Genomic DNA, 19772 nt, shown 5'->3' on the forward strand with positions numbered 1-19772 from the left:
ATGGTAGCTATCGGATAAATTAATTTTATATTAATGAAGAAGAGTTTATGTGCTGTATTTAAATAACACATAAACTCTTTTTCATGTTTATAAACTCTAATATTTTATATTATTTCAATAAATAACCAACACTATGTAGGGATTATTCATTTAAATACATTATGTAAAAATATTGAGTTTATGGAGTAAATATTTAATTGACAAGAAAATGCCAGCATGATAGGATGTACATCTAGTTAGAAATAAAGTAGTACAATCGTCACTATACATAAAATCACTAAGTGTTTATTGCTTCTTAGTGATTTTTATTTATATAAATATATATATAAACCTTGGGAGGATAACACTATGGTTAATAAAAAAAGATTATTGCAAATTTTTTTAGTGGGAATTTTTATAATTTTTGTTACAACTACAATTTTTTTTAAATATAACAAAGAAGAAAGTTCGGCAAAGATACCGAAGAATAAAAGTAAAACAGTGCTTGCGTTTACAACTTATTACTACCCTGATGATAAAGCTTCTTATAATAAAATGATACAAAATGTTAGCTCCATAAGTAGTATAGCAACAAATACTTATACCGTAGATATTAAAGGAAATTTATCTGGTACTGTTCCTAAACAACAAATAGAATATGCTAACTCTAATAAAATTGAAACTTTAGCTATGATAACAAATAATTTTAATGGCAGTATAGTTAAATCATTACTTGAAAGTTCGACTAATAGAAGTTTGCTTATAAATAACATTTTAAATACATTAAAGGCAAATAATTATAAAGGAGTAAATATAGATTTTGAAAATGTTTATTATTATGATAGAAATTATTATACAAGCTTTTTAAAGGAATTATATACACAACTTAATTCTAAAGGTTTTATTGTTACGGCTTCAGTGCCAGCAAAAACTGAAGATAATGTTAAAGCTGCCTGGAGTGGTGCATACGATTATAAAGAAATAGCAAAATATACAGATCAAGTTATAATAATGGCTTATGATGAGCACTCCCCAGATGGAGCGCCTGGACCTGTGGCTTCTATTGGTTGGGTAAAAAATACTATTAAGTATGCCACATCCCAAATGTCGGCTTCTAAAATAGTTTTAGGGGTGGCAAGTTATGGGTATGATTGGTCTAAAAATGGTGTAAAAGCTCATGGTATTGATGCGATATCTAAGTTAGCTGAAGCTTGTAATTCAAATATAGAATGGAGCGATGCTTATAAAAGTCCATTTTTTAAGTATAAAGATAAGTTGGGAGTTAATCATACTGTATGGTTTGAAAATAGTACAAGCCTTTCTTACAAATTAGATGTTGTTAACGATAATAATTTATCCGGAATAGCCATATGGAGACTTGGGCTTGAAAATGAAGCTTATTGGTCTACTATTAAAGCTAAATTATGATACAGGAATTAATTGTTGAAACTATTCTTAATATTTTTTAAATACTGCGAATTTTTAACTTTTATGTCTTTTAATATTAATGGAATGTTTTCTGCCTTTCTTTGAATTTACTATGTATCAATGTTGCAGTGTGAAAATATAATGAAACTAAAAAAGGACTTAAATATAGTGCTTTGAAAATTACTAAAAACAAAAAATAAATAAATTTTATTTATAAATTCAATTTACTGAATTTACTCTACAATATTTTCTTTAATGTTTTCCTAAAGTATTGTATAATTATAACAAGGTTAAGTAATATAATGTAAATTAAAAGGAGATTTTGCCATGATTATTAATATTATTTCAGGAATTCTTATGGCCTTTACCTTGTTTTTTGTATTTGTTTTTTTTCAGGATTATGTGAAAACAAAAAAAGAAGGAAGACTTGAGGAAGGGGGTAACTTTTTAGTTTATGGAATAGTGGGTTTAATAGCAAATTTCTTTGATACACTGGGAATAGGAAGTTTTGCACCTACCACTGCAGTTTATAAATTTTTAAAACTTGTGGATGACAGAATAATTCCAGGTACTTTGAATGTTGCAAATTGTGTTCCTGTGGTTACAGAAGCGCTTATATTCATGACTGTTATTAAAGTCGATATAACTACATTGGTCACAATGATTTTGGCAGCTACTGCAGGATCGTATTTTGGAGCAGGAATAGTGTCCAAGCTACCGAAAAAAAAGGTTCAGATTGGAATGGGAATAGCTCTTCTGATTGTTGCGTTTGTAATGCTGTCAGGATTGCTAAATATAATGCCTGTAGGAGGTACATCAACATCACTTACAGGAGTTAAGCTAATAGTAGGTCTTATAGGTAACTTTATGCTTGGAGCTTTAATGTGTATAGGAATAGGGAATTATGCACCATGTATGGCTTTGGTTTTTGCGCTAGGAATGTCTCCTAAGGTAGCGTTTCCTATAATGATGGGTTCATGTGCATTTCTCGAGCCTGTAGCCGCTATAAAGTTTATTAGAGAAGGAGCTTATCATAGAAAAGTATCTTTAGCCACAAATCTTTTTGGTATTATAGGTGTTCTAATTGCTGCTTATATTGTTAAGGAACTACCACTTACTATGTTAAAATGGGTAGTAGTGATTGTAATTGTATTTACGTCTATCATTATGTTTAGATCTGCAATGAAAAAGAAGGTTGAATAAACCTTCTTTTTAAACTAATTTTTCATTTCTTTGTTCTTTATTCCATAAGTAAATAGAATACATACTTATTAAAACTATAATAGTTGAAATTATTATTGTATTGTTAGCTGATGATATAATACTATCTCCAAGGAAGCTATAAAGTATCATCATTGGTATATTAGCAGTTATTATTGTTAAAATGAATTTTCTATAATTTAATCCTGTGGAGCTAGCTAAGAAACAAGCTGCATCTGAAGGAGCTATTGGACATAAAATACCTATAGCTAATATTTTGGTATTGTTTCTAAGTAATAATCCGTAAAATTTAGGATATTTGTTTGCAAGATAATTCTGAATACCCGAACTAACTAAAATTTTTGAAGCTATGTAAACAATAGTTCCGCTTAGTATAACTGAAATAAGAGTAAAAGCAAAACCTTGGGTAGGAGTAAATATCATTCCTCCTAAAATCATAAATATTGCACTAGGAATTAATGCTGCTATTCTTAATGAAGATAAAGCAATGAATATTAGTGCTTTATAATTGCCACAGTTGCTAAAGAATTTATTTAAATTATCTAAATTTCCACTCAATAAATTTAATTTAAATATTGTATATATTAAAGCCATCCAAATAGCTATTATTAAAAATCTACTTATTCTTTTCATATAAAGATCCTCTCATTTCTATTTTTTTATTAAAACATTCTAACTAAATATTCTTCCTTTAGTATAAAAGAAAATTATTACAGTTTTGTTACAGTACAATGACAATATTTTATATTTTCAAAACGTTATTTAGCTTTACCCAAAAATATAGCTTGAGCATAACAAAGAATTTTCTTTAATTGTTAATAAAAAATTACCCTGTAGGATAGTACAGTTTTTATATATCTATCTTGCAGGGTACAGTTTAATATTTTAGTAATTAAAGTTCTAACCTAATTCTATATTCTTTAAGCCAGGTGTTGATTTGTATTAAATAAGCTAATAACTGAGGTCCTCTCATAAGCTGTCCAAACCAAGGAGCTTTGAAAGAGGCACCACCAGTTTCTATTAAAGTTGATACTGCTTGTTTGTCTATTAAAGGAATAATTGGAGAAGATTTATCTTTTAATATATCAGACATCCATTGTTGAACTATTTTAGTATACATAGGATTATGAGTTTTTGGATAAGGACTCTTTTTTCTATAGATTATATCATCTGGTAAAATTCCCTTTAAGGCTTTTCTTAAAATACCTTTTTCTCGATCTTTGTAGAATTTTATATGAGATGGTATATTGAATGCATATTCTACTAATCTATAGTCAGCAAATGGAACCCTTACCTCTAAACTATTTGACATACTCATTCTATCTTTTCTGTTTAAAAGTGTAATCATAAACCATTTAATGTTTAAATAGAATAATTCACGCATACGGCGATCTAGCTTTGATTCTCCATCTAAATAAGGAACTTTCTTCAAAGAACTTTTATATTGATTATCTAAATAGCCTTCTAAATCTAATGATTTTAAATCTTCAGATAATATTTCCTTTCTAGCACCTACAGACTTGGACCAAGGAAAAGTATTGGCATTAATGTCTTCAGATCTTCTGAACCAAGGATATCCACCAAAAATTTCATCTGCACACTCACCAGATACTGCTACTGTAGCATGTTTTCTTATTTCTTTACAGAAGAGATATAGAGAAGAATCAATGTCGGCCATTCCAGGTAAGTCATAAGCTTTCACTGAATCTACTAAAGCTGAAGCTAGATCTTCACTATTATTAACTACAACGTGATGATTACTTTTTATATATTTTGAAGTTCTTTGAGCCCATACTTTATCAGAAGTTGGTTCAAATTCGTTAGCTTCAAAATATAAGTCATCATCTTCATAATCTATAGCGTAAGTGTTTAATATATTACCTTGCTTTTGAAATTCTTTTGAGGCTATGGCGGATATGGCACTTGAGTCTAAACCACCTGAGAGAAAAGTGCAGACAGGCACATCAGCTGTCAATTGACGCGTTATAGCATCCACTAAAAGACTTCTTAAATGGTAAGCTGTAGCTTCTTCATCTTCTTTATGCTCAGAACACTGTAGTTTCCAATATTCTTCAAGTTTTAGACCATATTTATCATACATTAAACAGTAAGCTGGTGGCACTTCCTGTATATCTTTAAAAACTCCACTGCCTAAGGCTCGAGCTGGTCCTAGTGCAAAGACTTCTGTTAAACCTTCTCTAGTTAATATAGGTTCTACCATTGGATGAGCAAGAAGAGTTTTAATTTCAGAGCCAAATATTAGAGAATTATCTTTTACAGTATAAAACAAAGGTTTAACACCTAAAGGATCTCTTGCAAGGAAAATACTTTCATTAGCTTCATCTAATATAGCGAATGCAAATATACCATTTATCTTTTTTACACAATCCATACCCCAATGAATATAAGAAACTAATAATACTTCTGTATCAGAATAAGAATCAAACTTATATCCCTCACTTAAAAGAATTTTTCTAAGATCTTCAGTATTGTAAAGTTCTCCATTATATACGATTATATATTTATTACCATTTATGACTTTAGCCATTGGCTGAGAACCGCCACTAGGATCTACCACCACAAGTCTTCTGTGACCTAGTAGGGTATTTGTTGATATATAATAGCCTTCATCATCTGGTCCTCTTTTTTTTAATGTACGAGTCATATTTTTAATAATTTCCGTTTCTTTTGAAATATTTTTTTGAAAGTTTACCCAGCCTGCAATTCCGCACATTTCATTTTCCTCCTAAAATAATAAATTATAAAACTGTATGATTATAATTTATGAATTTGCAATATTATGTGTTACAAAGTTCAATGCAATATAAAGGGTAAAAAGAAAATAAAAAATCTGTTAATGACTACCATTAACAGACTTAAATGTACAAAAGATAGTGATTTAAAAATTTGAAATTAAATAAAATATTATAAAATTTATTTAATTTTAACAAGCATATAAAAATTAATTTGTTTGGAATTAGTTTCATTGCTTGAATCATTTCTGTTGCCAGATATATTTAAAAATATAAATTTAACTTTAACTTTTTCATTTTCTTCAGTTAATGTCATTTCATCAGATGATAATGTATTTTCTTTTGAAATCATACCATATTTATCAATGAGATTTTTTGTGAAAGAGCTTAAATTTTTAGTGTAAATATCATTGCCTTTATAAACTATATTTATAACAGAGGTTTCATGGTTATAAGAGGCACTTAAAGGAGAAACAGAAGCAGTTTTGCCACTTTCGAGAGTCCTCATATCAAAGAGATAATCATATCCAGTTATATCAATATTTTTTTCTGATTGATTTCTTATGAAATTAAAGTATTCCATGTAAGAATTATAATTTTGAGAAACAAAAGAAAATCCAAATAAATTATTCATATCTTTTAATTTAAAGCCTTTAGGAATATATTTAACTTCTTCAAGGGTATGATTTTTGTTAAAATATTCAAGTATGCTGCTAATTTCAGATTTATCTTTTTTAGAAATATCAGGGGAACTTTGAATTTTTCCATTTTTGATCATATTATCTTTTAGAAGAATTTTTTCAAGTCTATTGTTTTGACTGATTTTTGAAATAGAGTAACTACTTAAAGGCCCAAATACTGAAATTAAAGCTACTATAGAAAGAGTAAAAGGAATTAATATGTTTCTAATTTTTTTAATAAATGATAAATACAGCATTATAAAAAATAACCAAATACCTAATATAAGAACAAAATATCTTCTTTCTGTTACACCGTAGGCATTCAGACGTATAGCTATGGATATAAACATCATTACAATAAGAGGTAAAATTATTTTAGGAAAGATTTTAAAAAAGTTGTTTTGCCAGGAACTGTGATTTTTTATAGGGGTAATAAAGAATAAAACTATTGTAACGATAACTGAATACCATAAAACCAAATGTGAAACTAAACCAACAGGCCATTGTTTTGTTATTATTATTTTACCAAAGTATATATACAATATTATTGTATATACAGCTATAAGAGGCATTACAATATATAAAAGCAATATTCTTAAAAGTTTTGGATAAGATTTTACGGATATTGCTTCTTGTTTAAATGGTATTCCTGAAAGAAAGTATAATAATGAAAATATAAAGACTACAAATAACCATGTATAATAATAAATTTTTCCTAAGATTTTTATACCAAGCAATTTATCTATTGTAAATAGAATTGCAGAAAGTCCCAAATACAATACAATTGAGTAGATTATAGTGATGAAAAATCCTGTAAATATGGTTATAACATACATTTCAAATTGTTCTTTTTTAAAAAAATAGGGAATGAATAGAAAAGCTAAATATAGTACAAGGCTTACACCAATATATCTTGTAACAGGAACCATATCCATAGTTTTTAAAAATAAAAAATAATAAGCAATTAACAATATAATCCCGCATAAGTAGGCTAAAGCGAGCTTAAATATACTTTTTTCATTTGTTTTTTCAAAGGAAAGTTTTATGCAAAGTGAAATTGGGATTCCTAGTGCCAATGCCATAGCAACTCTAGCCAGAGTATTTTCTTTTGGAGTAGTTTCAGATATTACTATAAGTGTTAAGAAAACAGAAAATGAGAACATTATTGTTAAAGGAAACCTCTTAAGGCTTAAATACAGACCAGCTAAAATGTTTTTTGCATATCCCATAAATTTCATAATATCATCTCCTTGTTATAATAATTTTGATTAACTATTATTTTATATTATAACTGATATTAATAGAATTAGGATAATATTTAAATATTATCCTAATTCTAAATTAAATTTAAGTTAAATTTTTATTAGTAGTAAAAAATTTATACATTTTAATCAAATCCATATGATTGGTAGTCTTGGAGTCATATTTTCCAATTTTAAAAGCAGTGTCTACAGAAAATCCTACTAGGAATGCCATAATTAGTGTTCCAACACCTACAGGCCCACCTAAAAAGTATCCTATAATAAGCACCGATATTTCAATAAATCCTCTTATTACCCAAATTGGCTTGTTTAATTTTTTTACCAGTCCTTCCATTAATCCGTCTCTTGGACCAGCTCCAAGCTCAACTCTTAAGTAGAAAAATGATCCAAAGCCTGTAAGAATTATTGCAAATAAAAGCATAAGGAATCTTTGAAGCATACTATTTGGAGTCCTTATAATTCCTAATTTATCAATGAAATCAATAAATATACCTATAAAGTACATATTAAAAAGACTTCCTATGCCAGGAACTATACCTAGAAAGCATGAAATTAATATTATAATAAGTCCAACAATTTGAGAAATTTCACCAAGAGTAAGGTGAGTATTATAAACAATTCCCATATGAAGCACATCCCAAGGTGCTACTCCTAAATTGGAATATATTGTTTCTAATGTAGCTATAGAAAAAAGTATAAATCCTAAAAATAAAGAAGGCATTTTTAAAAGTAATTGTATCCATTTATTATGACTTTTAACTTTCAAATTAAACTCCATTTTAAATTAAACTCCTTTTTATCATATTAACTAAAGTTTACTAATATTTTTATTATACTCTAAGAAATTGTACATGTTAGTTATTCTTTTTTATATTTAAGTTGATGTAAACCATTATAAAGTGAATAAGGTAATAATATAGAGTAAAAAGCTTGTTAATGCTATAATTAAAGTAAAAAATGGTAAAACTAATTATGAAGTTTCCTAAGTACTAAAAATTATAGAAAAGGAGCAAAATTTTATATGGCACAGATAAAAAAAAGAAATGAAATATCACAACAAGATAAATGGAAGGTAGAGAAAATATATAAAAATGTGGAAAGCTGGGAAAAGGATTTTGAAAAGTTAAAATCTATGACACCAAAATTAAGTGAATATGCTGGTAGGTTATCAAAAGGTGAAAAGCTTCTAGAATATTTTAAGCTTGATGAAGAAATTTCAAGATTGGCAGGAAAACTAGCTATTTTTGCCCATATGAAAAGTGATGAGGATACTGCTAATCCTACTTTTCAAGTTTTAAGAGATAAAATATATGCATATAGTGCTGAAATACAAAGCATGGAAGCTTTTTTCATTCCTGAAATATTGAGTTTAAAAGAAGGAACAATAGATAAATTTATAGGAGATATTCCAGAACTAAATATGTATAAGTTTTTATTAGAAGAAATTTTGAAAAAAAAGCCTCATATTTTAAATGTAGAACAAGAAGAGCTTATAGCTTCTGTATCAGATTGTTTGAATGCTCCAGAGAAAGTTTACAGCATGCTGTCTAATGCAGATATGACTTTTCCAAAAATAAAAGATGAAAAAGGTGAAAATGTTGAACTAACTGATGTAAATTATTCAAGTTTTATAAGGTCTAAAAATAGAACGGTTAGAGAAGAAGCTTTTAAAGCTTTATTTAATACTTATAAGAAATATAAAAATACTTTAGCTACATCACTTACTTCAAATATAAAAAGTTTTGTGTTTATATCAAAAACTAGAAAATATAAAAATTCCATGGAATGCTCACTAAAGCCTAATGATATTCCTATAGAAGTTTACAATAATACTGTTGATACTATAAATAATAATTTAAAGTCACTGCATAGATATGTAAGTATTAAAAAGAAGCTTTTAGGACTTGATGAAATGCATATGTACGATTTATATGTTCCTTTGATAGATACTGTGCAGGAACATATAGAATACGATGAAGCAGTTAAAATAGTAAAGAAAGGATTAAAGCCTTTAGGAAAAGAATACTTGGATATATTTGATGAAGGAATAAAGGATGGTTGGGTAGATATATACCCAAACAAAGGTAAAAGAGGAGGGGCTTATTCTACAGGAGATTATGATACTATGCCTTATGTGCTTCTAAATTATGATTATAAGCTTACAGATGTTTCTACTTTAGCGCATGAAATGGGTCATTCTATACACTCTTATTATTCAAGAAAAAATCAACCTTATATATATTCAGATTATTCTCTTTTCTGTGCGGAAGTAGCTTCAACTACCAATGAAAGCCTATTAATGCATTATTTAATTGATAATGAAAAAGATGAAAGAAGAAAACTTTATCTTATAAATCAGGAATTAGAGCAAATTAGGACTACTGTATTTAGACAGGTTATGTTTGCGGAGTTCGAAAAAAACACCCATGAAAGCATAGAAAATGGAACTCCTCTTACAGGGGAAGATTTATGTAAAATTTGGAGAAATTTAAATGAAAAATATTTTGGACCTGATATGGTTGTGGATGAAGAAATAGATATGGAATGGTCAAGAATTCCACATTTTTACTCTGACTTTTACGTATATCAGTATGCTACAGGTTATGCAGCAGCAAATTCTTTTGCTAATGCAATACTGAAAAATGGAGAATCTGCTGTAGAAGCTTATAAAGGATTTTTAAAGAGCGGATCTAGTGATTATCCAATAAATGTACTTAGAAAAGCAGGAGTGGATATGACAACACCTAAGCCTTTAGGGGATACTATAAAGAGATTTGATGAATTACTTGATATGCTAGAAACTGTATAATAAATATCATACTTGACTTTCACAGTTTAAAATATTGCGAAGCAAAGGTGCAGTGGAAGTTTGGATTTTAACTTTTAGTCCGTGATATATGGTAAGTGTGTCATCAAGGCTAAATGTTTTAATTATTCTAAAGCTCGAAGATTTGGAAAAACTAAGAACTTTGTCAAACTCGGTTCCCTCAAACAGGACTAAAGTTCTAAGGCTTTCCAAATCTTTGAGATAAGAATAATACTAAAACAATTTAGCTAATGTGATGGCACACTTACCATATATCACTACCTAAAAGTTAAAATCCAAACTAATAACTTCAAGTGTACACATATAATTATATTGTCATAGATAATTATAGTAATTCAAAATTATAAGTTGTGTAGTAATTTGCTTATATTAAGTCAAAATTGCATGTGTGAGGTATGCTTTTGAGACAGTCATTTTATAAAGGGGGATTTTATGTTAGAAGAATTATTGAAAAATAGTTTAAAAAACTCAGAATCTAAATATAGTCTGGCAGTAAAAAATTTAAAAAGCAAAGAAATTTGTTATATGAATGTTCATGAGGTAGTCCCTTCTGCCTCTATTATAAAACTTTTTATAATGGCAGAAGCTTTTAACGAGAATAAGATGAGAAAGTTAGATTTGCATGACATAATAAAAATAAATAATGATAAAAAAGTTCCTTTTAGTATAGTATCTCTTCTAAATTCAGTAGAACAATACAGCATTAAAGATTTAATTACTCTTATGATAATTCAAAGTGATAATACTGCAGCTAATGTACTTATAGATTTTTTAGGTATAGATAATATAAACAATTTTATAAAGGAAACAGGATTTAAAAATACTATATTAGGCAGAAAGATGATGGACTTTGAAGGTGATAAAGGTGGAAAAGATAATTATACTTCTGCTTATGATGTATTTTTATTCTTGGAAAAGCTATATAATCATAATTTAGTAGGAGAAAAAGAGGATAAGTTTATGATAGATATTTTGAGTCATCAACTTGATTTTTCTATGATGAGAATAGACATGTTAGATGATTTAAAAATTGCTCATAAAACTGGAGATTTAAATTGTTTAAAGCATGATGCGGGTATAGTCTATAGTGAAAAAGTGGGAGATTATATTTTTGTAATGTTTACTTATGAAGCACAAAGTGATGGATATGCTAGAAAATTAATATGTAAAACTTCCAAGCAAATATATAATTATTTTCGAAATGACGATTAAGAAAGTGAGAGAAATCAATTATGAAAATTAAAGATATACAAATAGGAAAGATATCAGTTCCATTAAAAACACCTTTTAAGACAGCACTTAGAACTGTGAATAGTGTAGAAGATGTAATAGTAAAAATAGTAACAGATAGTGACAATATAGGATATGGAGAAGCACCGCCTACAGGAGTAATAACAGGTGATACAACAGGAGCTATAATAGGAGCAATAGAAGATCACATAAAGAAACTACTTATAGGCAAGGATATAGAAAATTTTGAAGATATTATGATCACTTTGAATAATTGTATGGTAAAAAATACTAGTGCTAAAGCAGCAGTGGATATAGCTTTACATGATTTATATGGGCAAAGATATAATGCGCCTTTGTACAAGCTTCTTGGAGGATACAGAAAAGAAATAGAAACGGATATAACCATAAGTGTAAATAGTCCTGAAGAAATGGCTGAAGATAGTTTAAAAGCAGTAAAGAGAGGATATAATACTTTAAAAATAAAAGTTGGAGTAGATTCTTCAATGGATATAAAAAGAATGAAGGCTATAAGAGAAACAGTGGGATATGATGTTAGAATAAGAATAGATGCCAATCAAGGGTGGAAGCCTAAAGAAGCTATTTATACTTTAAGAAAAATGGAGGATTCAGGGCTTCAAATAGAATTTGTAGAGCAGCCTGTAAAAGCTCATGATATTGAAGGATTAAAATTTATTACAGATAATGTGTCCATACCTGTAATGGCAGATGAAAGTGTATTTTCTCCAGAGGATGCTTTAAAAATAATGCAGATGAGAGCAGCAGATTTAGTGAACATAAAGCTTATGAAAACAGGAGGAATATATAATGCTTTAAAAATTTGTTCCATGGCAGAAATCTATGGAGTTCAATGCATGATAGGATGTATGTTGGAATCTAAAGTAAGTGTTACTGCAGCAGTTCACTTGGCAGCTGCTAAAAGTGTTATAACTAAAATAGATTTAGATGGACCAGTGCTTTGTAGTGAAGATCCTGTGGATGGTGGAGCCATATTTAATGAAAGAAAAATTACATTGAATGATGAATTTGGTCTTGGAATAAAGAATGTCAATGGAATCAAGTGGATAAATAATCGTATTTAAAATTATAAGGAGAAATTTCATGAAAAGCATTGGAATTGTAACGAATAACAAATCGTCTGTAGCAAGTTTTATAAAAAAAAATTTGGAAGATATATTTAAAAATATTATAAAAATTAATAATTATTATATAAGTGATTTTAAGGATGACTATATTATAAAAGATGATATAGTTTTGTTTATGACAAAAGAAAAGAGTTTTCAATGCGAAAAAAATATTTTAAATAAAGAAAATATAATAGTAATAGAAAGAACGTTAAAAGGTAGTGAAATTTATAAAATATTTACTCTGCCAAAGAATACAAAAGTATTAGTAGTAAATGATGATAGAGAAACTACATTAGAAATGGCATCTTCACTTCATCATATAGGTGTAAATGATTTAGAACTTATTCCTTATGAAGAGGATAAAAATTATGAAGATATAAAGATAGCTGTAACTCCAGATGAAGAAAAATATGTACCAGATTATATAAATACCATAATTAATGTAGGAAATAGGCATATAGATATATCTACTTTTTTAAAAATAATGAATAAGCTTAATGTAGAAGATAAAAATGTAAGTGAAAGACTCATAAAATATTCAGACAATTTAATAAATTTAAATGCAGGAATAAAAGAAAACTATAAGGAATTATTTGTAAAAAGACAAGAGTTAGATATGGTATTAAATATATCTAAAGAAGGAGTACTGCTTATAAATAATGAAGAAATTATTGTATTTTGCAACAATGCTTTTAAAAATATCTTTAACATATATGAAGATGTTAAAGGTAAAAAAATAGACTCAGTTTTAGATACAAATATTGTAGATGCATTTAGATGTGAGAGTTTAAAAGATGAAATTTTAGAATATAGAGGTAAAAAAATAAATGCTAATAAGCAAGTAGTACAATCATTGTCAGAAAACATAGGGTTTTGTTTCAATTTACAGGAAGTTACATATATTAAACAATTGGAACAAAATTTAAGTAAAAAGCTTAGAAATAAAGGTTTAATAGCTAAATATAATTTTGATTATATAAAAACTTGTTCTATTAGAATGAAGGAATGTATTAGTTTAGCTAGAAAAATTGCATCTTCAGATCTTACAGCGCTAATTATAGGAGAAAGTGGTACTGGAAAAGAATTATTAGCTCAATCAATACATAATGCATCACCTAGAGCTAAACAACCTTTTGTAGCTATAAATTGTGCAGCACTTCCAGAGAATCTTTTGGAAAGTGAGCTTTTTGGATATGAAGGTGGGTCTTTTACAGGAGCGTTAAAAGAAGGAAAAATAGGCTTATTTGAACAAGCTAATAATGGTACTATTTTTTTAGATGAAATTGGAGATATGCCATTGCCACTTCAGGCTAGAATTCTCAGAGTTCTTCAAGAAAGACAAGTAATGAGAATAGGATCTCAAAGTGTTATAGATATAAATGTTAGAGTGATATCTGCTACTAATAGAAAGCTTATGGAAATGGTACAACAGGGAAAATTTAGAGAAGACTTGTTTTATAGGCTTAATGTGCTTCCAATAAATATACCTCCTCTTAGAGAAAGAAAAGATGATATTATAAGTACAATGAAAGATTTTATAATAAGAAAAGAACTTAAAATTTCTGATGAAGTAAAAAATATTCTATTGAATTATAGGTGGCCTGGTAATGTTAGAGAACTTCAAAATGTATCAGCATATATAGAACTTATGAGTGATGGTACAGTGAATTTGGACAATTTACCTTTTTATATTTTAAATAAAAGCATGGATTTTGAAAAAGAATTCCAGATCATAAACAATAAATGCAGTTTAAATAATACTGTTGAAATTATCAAAATAATAGAAGAAAAAAATTATTTAAATGAGGGAGTTGGAAGAAAAAATATTGAAGTTATCTTAAAGGAAAGATACATATCAGTTACAGAAGCAGAAGTAAGGAGAATATTAACCATACTAAATAGATTAAATTTAGTAACTTCTAGTGTAGGGAGAAAAGGTAGTGAGATTACTGTAAAGGGAAAAAAGTTTATTGAATGGGTAAAAAACAGGAATGATTAATATCCTGTTTAACCTAAAAAAGAAGTAAAATTAAGTTTTACTTTCTTTTTTTTTATAATAAATACATTTCATTTTTGAAAATAAAAAAATTTAAAAAATAAAAATACTAAAATATATTTAGATTGATAATTAAGAAAATTTTGCTTTGAATCAAAATTTACGCTTGAATATATAATGATTTAAATTAAAGTTTTTGTTTTAAAAAAATATCTTCTTTGATTTATTGTAAAATATGAGTTTGATTATGCTTTTTTAGGCATAAAAATTGCTAGAAAATATAGTATAACAAATAAGGGGGGACTAAAAATGGGAAATGGTAAAAAATTAGGTTTATGGAGTATAATACTTCTTGGCATCAATGGTGTAATAGGTACAGGTATATTTTTACTTCCAGGAAAAGCAATGAAGCTTATGGGGCCGGGAAGTATTTGGGTATACTTTTTTGACATGGCTTTGGTTATGGCCATGGCATTGTGTTTTGCAGAAGTTGCAGGTTTATTCAATAAAAATGGTGGACCTTATATTTATGCAAAAGAAGCTTTTGGTGAATTTGTTGGTTTTGAAGTAGGAATTATGAAATTAGTAGTAGGTATTATAGCTTGGGCTACATTTGCAGTAGGTTTTACTACCGCGCTATCTAATATTTGGCCAGCAGCATCCAATCCTTTAATTAAAAATTCAATACAAATAGGTATAATTTTAATTTTATCAATTATAAATATTTTAGGAGTGGATTTTGCAAAAAATTTAAATAATATAATGACTATAGCAAAGCTTGTGCCTCTAGTATTATTTATAGCAGTTGGTATTTTCTTTATAAAAGGTGGAAACTTTGTACCTATGTTTCCAACTAAAGTAACTCCATCAGGTTTTGGGGCTACAGCAATATTAATATTTTTTGCTTTTACTGGTTTTGAAGCTATAGCTGTAGCGGCTGAAGATATGGAAAATCCTAAAAAAAATTTACCTATAGCAATAATGATAACTATGTTCTTGGTATCAATAATATATATACTAATTCAAGCAGTATCTATAGGAACATTAGGTGTAAAACTTGCAGCAAGCAGTACTCCAGTAGCAGAATCAGCAGCTACATTTCTAGGAGGTTTTGGAGGGATTTTAGTTACAGTTGGTACTTTGGTATCTATAGGAGGCATAAATATAGCAGAATCTTTTATACTTCCAAGATCAGCTGTGGCTTTAGCTGAAGATGGACTTTTACCTAGAATTATAGCAAAAAAAAGTAAAGCAGGTACTCCTTATATAGCAAGTATAGTAACTGCAGTTTTAACTATTCCTATTGCTTTATCAGGAAGTTTTACACAACTTGCAGCAATAAGTGCGATTTCAAGATTTACACAATACATACCAACTTGTCTTGCTGTTATAATTTTTAGAAAAAAAGGAATGAAATCTACTTTTAAAGTACCTTTTGGACCAGTTATTCCTATATTATCTGTAGGTGTTAGCTGTTGGCTTTTGACTCAAGCAACTAAAGTTCAGGTTACATGGGGGCTTGGAGCAATGGTAATAGGAGTTCCATTATATTTTATAATGAAAAATAGTGATAAAAGTACAGATAAATAATTATTAGTTTTGAGTTAAGTAAAAAATTCTCACTTTGATTTAAGTGGGGATTTTTTTATTTTTGAAAAACTGTAATAAAATAAAAACTTGATTGTGTTTCTTTGTGGTATGAAAATTGCTAAAGAGTATAACATAATAAGTTTGGAGGTATGACATTATGAAAAAACCACTTATAGGAATAGTAGGGAATTTATTGATTGATCAAGGAGGAATGTTTCCAGGATATGAGAGAGCTTATGTAAATAATGATTATGTACAATCAGTTGCAAAAGTAGGTGGATCACCTGTAATATTGCCACTAATTTCAGATTATGAAGAAGTAAAAGTACAAATAGAAGCTGTGGATTCTATAATAATATCTGGAGGATATGATGTTAATCCATTAATTTATGGAGAAGAACCTGCACAAAAACAGGGATTTTTATGTCCCGAACGTGATGAATATGATCTTATGGTTATTAAAGCAGCTATGGAACTGAATAAACCTATATTAGGTATTTGCAGAGGATTACAAATTTTAAATGCAGCTTTAGGCGGAACTATGTATCAAGATTTATCTCAAATAGAAGGCTGCTACATTAAACATGTACAAGAATCTAGACCAGAAGTAGCTGGACATAGTGTGGAAGTTATAAAAGGAACAAAGTTATATGATATTTTAGGAGAAAAAGTAACAACAAACAGCTTTCATCATCAAGCAGTAAAGGACTTAGCACCGGGCTTTAAAATAGCAGCTATAGCAAAAGATGGAGTTATAGAGGCAATAGAAAAAGAAGAAGGCTTTGTTATAGGTATTCAATGGCATCCAGAAATGATGGCTAGAAAAGACAATGAAGTTATGCTTAATTTATTTAAAAAATTAGTACAATTATCAAGTAAGGAGAACTAATATGGGAGACAAGAAAAAGTTAGGATTATGGAGTATAGTTTTATTAGGAATTAATGCAGTTATAGGTTCAGGTATATTTTTACTTCCAGGAAAAGCTATGAAACTTATGGGACCTGGTAGTATATGGGTATACGTTTTTGATATGATTTTAGTAATGTCCATGGCTTTATGTTTTGCTGAAGTTTCTGGTATATTTAACAAAAATGGTGGACCTTATGTTTATGCAAAGGAAGCTTTCGGTAATTTTATAGGATTTGAAGTAGGTATAATGAAATGGGCAGTAGGAATTATTGCTTGGGCTACTATGGCAGTTGGTTTTCCTACAGCTTTAGCTAAAGTTTGGCCAGCAGCAGCCCAGCCATCTACAAAAAATATTATAGCAATTTTAATTCTTGTAGTTTTAGGATTTATAAATATATTAGGTGTAAATGCTGCAAAATATATGAACAATATAATAACCATTGGAAAACTTGTTCCACTTATTTTCTTTGTAGCAGTGGGTATATTCTTTATAAAGGGTGGAAATTTCATTCCAATGTTTCCTGAAAAAGTAACAAGTGGAACTTTAGGTTCGGCAGCTATACTTATATTTTATGCTTTTACAGGCTTTGAATCCATAGCAGTTGCAGCTGAAGATATGGAAAATCCTCAAAAGAATCTTCCAATAGCAATTACTATAACTATGGTATTAGTTTCACTTATATACATATTGACTCAAACTGTAGCTATAGGTACTTTAGGAGCTAAGTTAGCTTCCAGTGGCACGCCAGTAGCTGATTCAGCTAATGTATTCTTAGGTGGATTTGGTGGAATGTTAGTAACAGCAGGAACCTTAGTATCTATAGGCGGTATTAATATAGCAGCTTCGTTTATAACTCCAAGATCTGGAGTGGCTTTAGCAGAAGATGGATTACTTCCAGCTGCTGTTGCAAAGAAAAATAAAGCAGGTACTCCTTACATTGCAATTATAATAACTGTAGTACTTGCAATACCTATGGTGCTTTCAGGAAGCTTTACACAGCTTGCTTCCATAAGTGTTATATCAAGATTTGCTCAGTATATTCCAACCTGTCTTTCTGTTCTAGTATTTAGAAGAAGAAAGGGAATGGAAAGTACCTTCAAGATTCCATTTGGACCAGTGCTTCCTATACTTTCAGTAATAGTAAGCTTATGGCTTTTAACTCAAGCAACTCAAGTTCAAATTATGTGGGGACTTGGAGCTTTAATAATAGGAATTCCATTATATTTTATAATGAAAAATAGTAATAAAAAAGTGCAAGATTCATAAGTTATTAAAAGTTATTTATTTTGAACTTGTAAAAATAATGCGAAGCAAAACTTCGCATTATTTTTTATATGTAGTATTTATTATAAATATAGATTATAAATAGACTTAATAGGTTTCATATTGACAAAAGATAATTTTAAAAATAAAATAATAATATCATAGTAATTTACTCTGAATTATTTTTGGAAAGTGTTACTAGATTAAATAAAAGTTTAGGGAGACGATAAATTTATGTCTAGAGAAGTTTACATGGATCATGCAGCTACAACTTATATGAAAGAAGAAGTTATTGAAGAGATGAAGCCTTATTTAACAGATTATTTTGGTAATCCTTCATCTATATATAAAATATCTAGAAAGACTAAAATGGCTATAGATGAAAGCAGAATGAGAATAGCACAGACTATAAATGCCAATGCAGATGAAGTATATTTTACTGCAGGTGGTTCTGAAGCTGACAATTGGGCTTTAAAAGGTACAGCTTTGGCAAATAAAGATAGAGGGAACCATATAATAACTACAGCCATTGAACATCATGCAATATTACATAGTTGCAAATATCTAGAAAAACTAGGCTTTGAAGTTACTTATCTGCCTGTAAATGAATTTGGAATAGTAAATGTAGAAGATGTTAAAAAAGCTATTACAAATAAAACTATACTAGTTTCTATAATGTTTGCTAATAACGAAATAGGAAGTATACAATCTATAGAACAAATAGGAAGTATATGTAGAAATAAAAAAATTATTTTTCATACAGATGCAGTTCAAGCAGTTGGTAGTGTGCCTATAGATGTTAAAAGTATGAATATAGACTTACTTTCTATGGCTTCACATAAATTTTACGGACCAAAGGGAATAGGTGCACTTTATATGAGAAAAGGTATAAAGGTAGATAATTTAATTCATGGTGGAGCACAAGAAAGAGCAAAAAGAGCTGGTACAGAAAATGTTATGGCAATTGCTGGCATGGGGAAAGCTATAGAATTAGCAGAGCAAAATATGAATGAGGAAAGAAAAAGACTAACTTATTTGAGAGACAAAATGATAAAAGGGCTCTTAAATATACCTGGAACTAAATTAAATGGAGCAGAAGGAGAAAATAGGTTGCCAGGAAATGTGAATATCAGCTTTGAATCTGTGGATGGAGATACTCTACTTATGCTGCTGGATAGTGAAGGCATATGTGCTTCTAGTGGAAGTGCTTGCTCTGCAGGTGCTTTGGAGCCATCACATGTGCTAATGGCTATAGGATTAAAAGAGGATTTAGCTAAAGGTTCCTTGAGACTTACATTAGGGTACAAAACTACAGAAGAAGATGTGGACTACACAGTAAAAATAATAGAGGAAGCAGTAAATAAAATTAGAGATAATAAGAAAAAATGGAAGTAGAAAAAATTGCTTGGAATTATATAAATTATAGTATAAAATGTAGTATTGTAAGTAAATTATATTATTTTTATAATTTATATTTTTAGGCA

At 28.7% G+C, this 19772-nt stretch carries 14 protein-coding genes; 10 read left to right on the forward strand and 4 right to left on the reverse strand.

Annotated elements, in window-relative coordinates; all coding sequences use genetic code 11:
• Positions 1–348: 348 nt before the first annotated feature.
• Both EG57_RS0206695 and EG57_RS0206700 read left to right on the forward strand, forming a co-directional pair.
• Entirely contained in the window at positions 349–1407 is a 1059-nt protein-coding gene (locus tag EG57_RS0206695) for a glycosyl hydrolase family 18 protein (protein WP_032076470.1), read from the forward strand.
• Positions 1408–1734: 327 nt separating this feature from the next.
• Positions 1735–2610: a sulfite exporter TauE/SafE family protein gene (locus tag EG57_RS0206700; protein WP_032076471.1), complete on the forward strand. Its 876-nt coding sequence runs from the start codon at positions 1735–1737 to the stop codon at positions 2608–2610.
• Between the two features lie 9 nt (positions 2611–2619).
• Here the strand turns inward: EG57_RS0206700 and EG57_RS0206705 are convergent, their stop codons facing one another.
• The 4 genes from EG57_RS0206705 to EG57_RS0206720 all read right to left on the reverse strand — a co-directional run bounded on the left by EG57_RS0206705 (position 2620) and on the right by EG57_RS0206720 (position 8101).
• On the reverse strand, positions 2620–3261 hold the full coding sequence (locus EG57_RS0206705) for a TVP38/TMEM64 family protein (RefSeq protein WP_032076472.1): 642 nt from the start codon (positions 3259–3261) through the stop codon (positions 2620–2622).
• Between the two features lie 259 nt (positions 3262–3520).
• Positions 3521–5362 carry an asparagine synthase (glutamine-hydrolyzing) gene (gene asnB, locus EG57_RS0206710; protein ID WP_032076473.1) on the reverse strand — a complete coding sequence of 614 codons (1842 nt, stop codon included), beginning with the start codon at positions 5360–5362 and terminating at the stop codon, positions 3521–3523.
• 200 nt (positions 5363–5562) lie between these two features.
• Positions 5563–7299, reverse strand: a complete 1737-nt coding sequence (locus EG57_RS0206715; protein ID WP_032076474.1) for a DUF4153 domain-containing protein — start codon at positions 7297–7299, stop codon at positions 5563–5565.
• Between the two features lie 109 nt (positions 7300–7408).
• Positions 7409–8101: a YczE/YyaS/YitT family protein gene (locus EG57_RS0206720; RefSeq protein WP_029160077.1), complete on the reverse strand. Its 693-nt coding sequence runs from the start codon at positions 8099–8101 to the stop codon at positions 7409–7411.
• Positions 8102–8344: 243 nt separating this feature from the next.
• On the opposite strand from EG57_RS0206720, the gene pepF reads away from it, so the two are divergent.
• From pepF to nifS, 8 genes are all read left to right on the forward strand, one after another.
• Positions 8345–10132, forward strand: coding sequence for an oligoendopeptidase F (gene pepF / locus EG57_RS0206725; RefSeq protein ID WP_032076475.1), 1788 nt, complete (start codon positions 8345–8347; stop codon positions 10130–10132).
• 450 nt (positions 10133–10582) lie between these two features.
• The gene (locus EG57_RS0206730) at positions 10583–11362 is read left to right on the forward strand and encodes a serine hydrolase (RefSeq protein ID WP_032076476.1); all 780 of its coding nucleotides are present in this window, start codon (positions 10583–10585) and stop codon (positions 11360–11362) included.
• A 20-nt stretch (positions 11363–11382) separates the two neighbouring features.
• On the forward strand, positions 11383–12483 hold the full coding sequence (locus EG57_RS0206735) for a dipeptide epimerase (protein ID WP_032076477.1): 1101 nt from the start codon (positions 11383–11385) through the stop codon (positions 12481–12483).
• Between the two features lie 19 nt (positions 12484–12502).
• Positions 12503–14527 carry a sigma-54 interaction domain-containing protein gene (locus EG57_RS0206740; RefSeq protein WP_032076478.1) on the forward strand — a complete coding sequence of 675 codons (2025 nt, stop codon included), beginning with the start codon at positions 12503–12505 and terminating at the stop codon, positions 14525–14527.
• A gap of 306 nt (positions 14528–14833) precedes the next feature.
• The gene (locus EG57_RS0206745) at positions 14834–16114 is read left to right on the forward strand and encodes an APC family permease (RefSeq protein ID WP_032076479.1); all 1281 of its coding nucleotides are present in this window, start codon (positions 14834–14836) and stop codon (positions 16112–16114) included.
• Positions 16115–16271: 157 nt separating this feature from the next.
• Positions 16272–17003 (forward strand): gamma-glutamyl-gamma-aminobutyrate hydrolase family protein, encoded by a 732-nt coding sequence (locus EG57_RS0206750; protein WP_032076480.1) that lies wholly within the window; start codon positions 16272–16274, stop codon positions 17001–17003.
• 1 nt (position 17004) lies between these two features.
• On the forward strand, positions 17005–18291 hold the full coding sequence (locus EG57_RS0206755) for an APC family permease (RefSeq protein ID WP_029160071.1): 1287 nt from the start codon (positions 17005–17007) through the stop codon (positions 18289–18291).
• A 231-nt stretch (positions 18292–18522) separates the two neighbouring features.
• A complete protein-coding gene (gene nifS, locus EG57_RS0206760; RefSeq protein ID WP_032076481.1) occupies positions 18523–19683 on the forward strand; it encodes a cysteine desulfurase NifS in 1161 nt (386 codons plus the stop codon).
• Positions 19684–19772: the final 89 nt, after the last annotated feature.

The sequence above is a fragment of the Clostridium drakei genome, assembly GCF_000633595.2.
Lineage (GTDB): Bacteria > Bacillota > Clostridia > Clostridiales > Clostridiaceae > Clostridium_AM > Clostridium_AM drakei.

Coding starts and splice junctions, on each gene's coding strand:
- EG57_RS0206695 (WP_032076470.1), top strand. CDS start 349: ATGGTTAATAAAAAAAGATTATTGCAAATTTTTTTAGTGGGAATTTTT.
- EG57_RS0206700 (WP_032076471.1), top strand. CDS start 1,735: ATGATTATTAATATTATTTCAGGAATTCTTATGGCCTTTACCTTGTTT.
- EG57_RS0206705 (WP_032076472.1), bottom strand. CDS start 3,261: ATGAAAAGAATAAGTAGATTTTTAATAATAGCTATTTGGATGGCTTTA.
- asnB (WP_032076473.1), bottom strand. CDS start 5,362: ATGTGCGGAATTGCAGGCTGGGTAAACTTTCAAAAAAATATTTCAAAA.
- EG57_RS0206715 (WP_032076474.1), bottom strand. CDS start 7,299: ATGAAATTTATGGGATATGCAAAAAACATTTTAGCTGGTCTGTATTTA.
- EG57_RS0206720 (WP_029160077.1), bottom strand. CDS start 8,101: ATGGAGTTTAATTTGAAAGTTAAAAGTCATAATAAATGGATACAATTA.
- pepF (WP_032076475.1), top strand. CDS start 8,345: ATGGCACAGATAAAAAAAAGAAATGAAATATCACAACAAGATAAATGG.
- EG57_RS0206730 (WP_032076476.1), top strand. CDS start 10,583: ATGTTAGAAGAATTATTGAAAAATAGTTTAAAAAACTCAGAATCTAAA.
- EG57_RS0206735 (WP_032076477.1), top strand. CDS start 11,383: ATGAAAATTAAAGATATACAAATAGGAAAGATATCAGTTCCATTAAAA.
- EG57_RS0206740 (WP_032076478.1), top strand. CDS start 12,503: ATGAAAAGCATTGGAATTGTAACGAATAACAAATCGTCTGTAGCAAGT.
- EG57_RS0206745 (WP_032076479.1), top strand. CDS start 14,834: ATGGGAAATGGTAAAAAATTAGGTTTATGGAGTATAATACTTCTTGGC.
- EG57_RS0206750 (WP_032076480.1), top strand. CDS start 16,272: ATGAAAAAACCACTTATAGGAATAGTAGGGAATTTATTGATTGATCAA.
- EG57_RS0206755 (WP_029160071.1), top strand. CDS start 17,005: ATGGGAGACAAGAAAAAGTTAGGATTATGGAGTATAGTTTTATTAGGA.
- nifS (WP_032076481.1), top strand. CDS start 18,523: ATGTCTAGAGAAGTTTACATGGATCATGCAGCTACAACTTATATGAAA.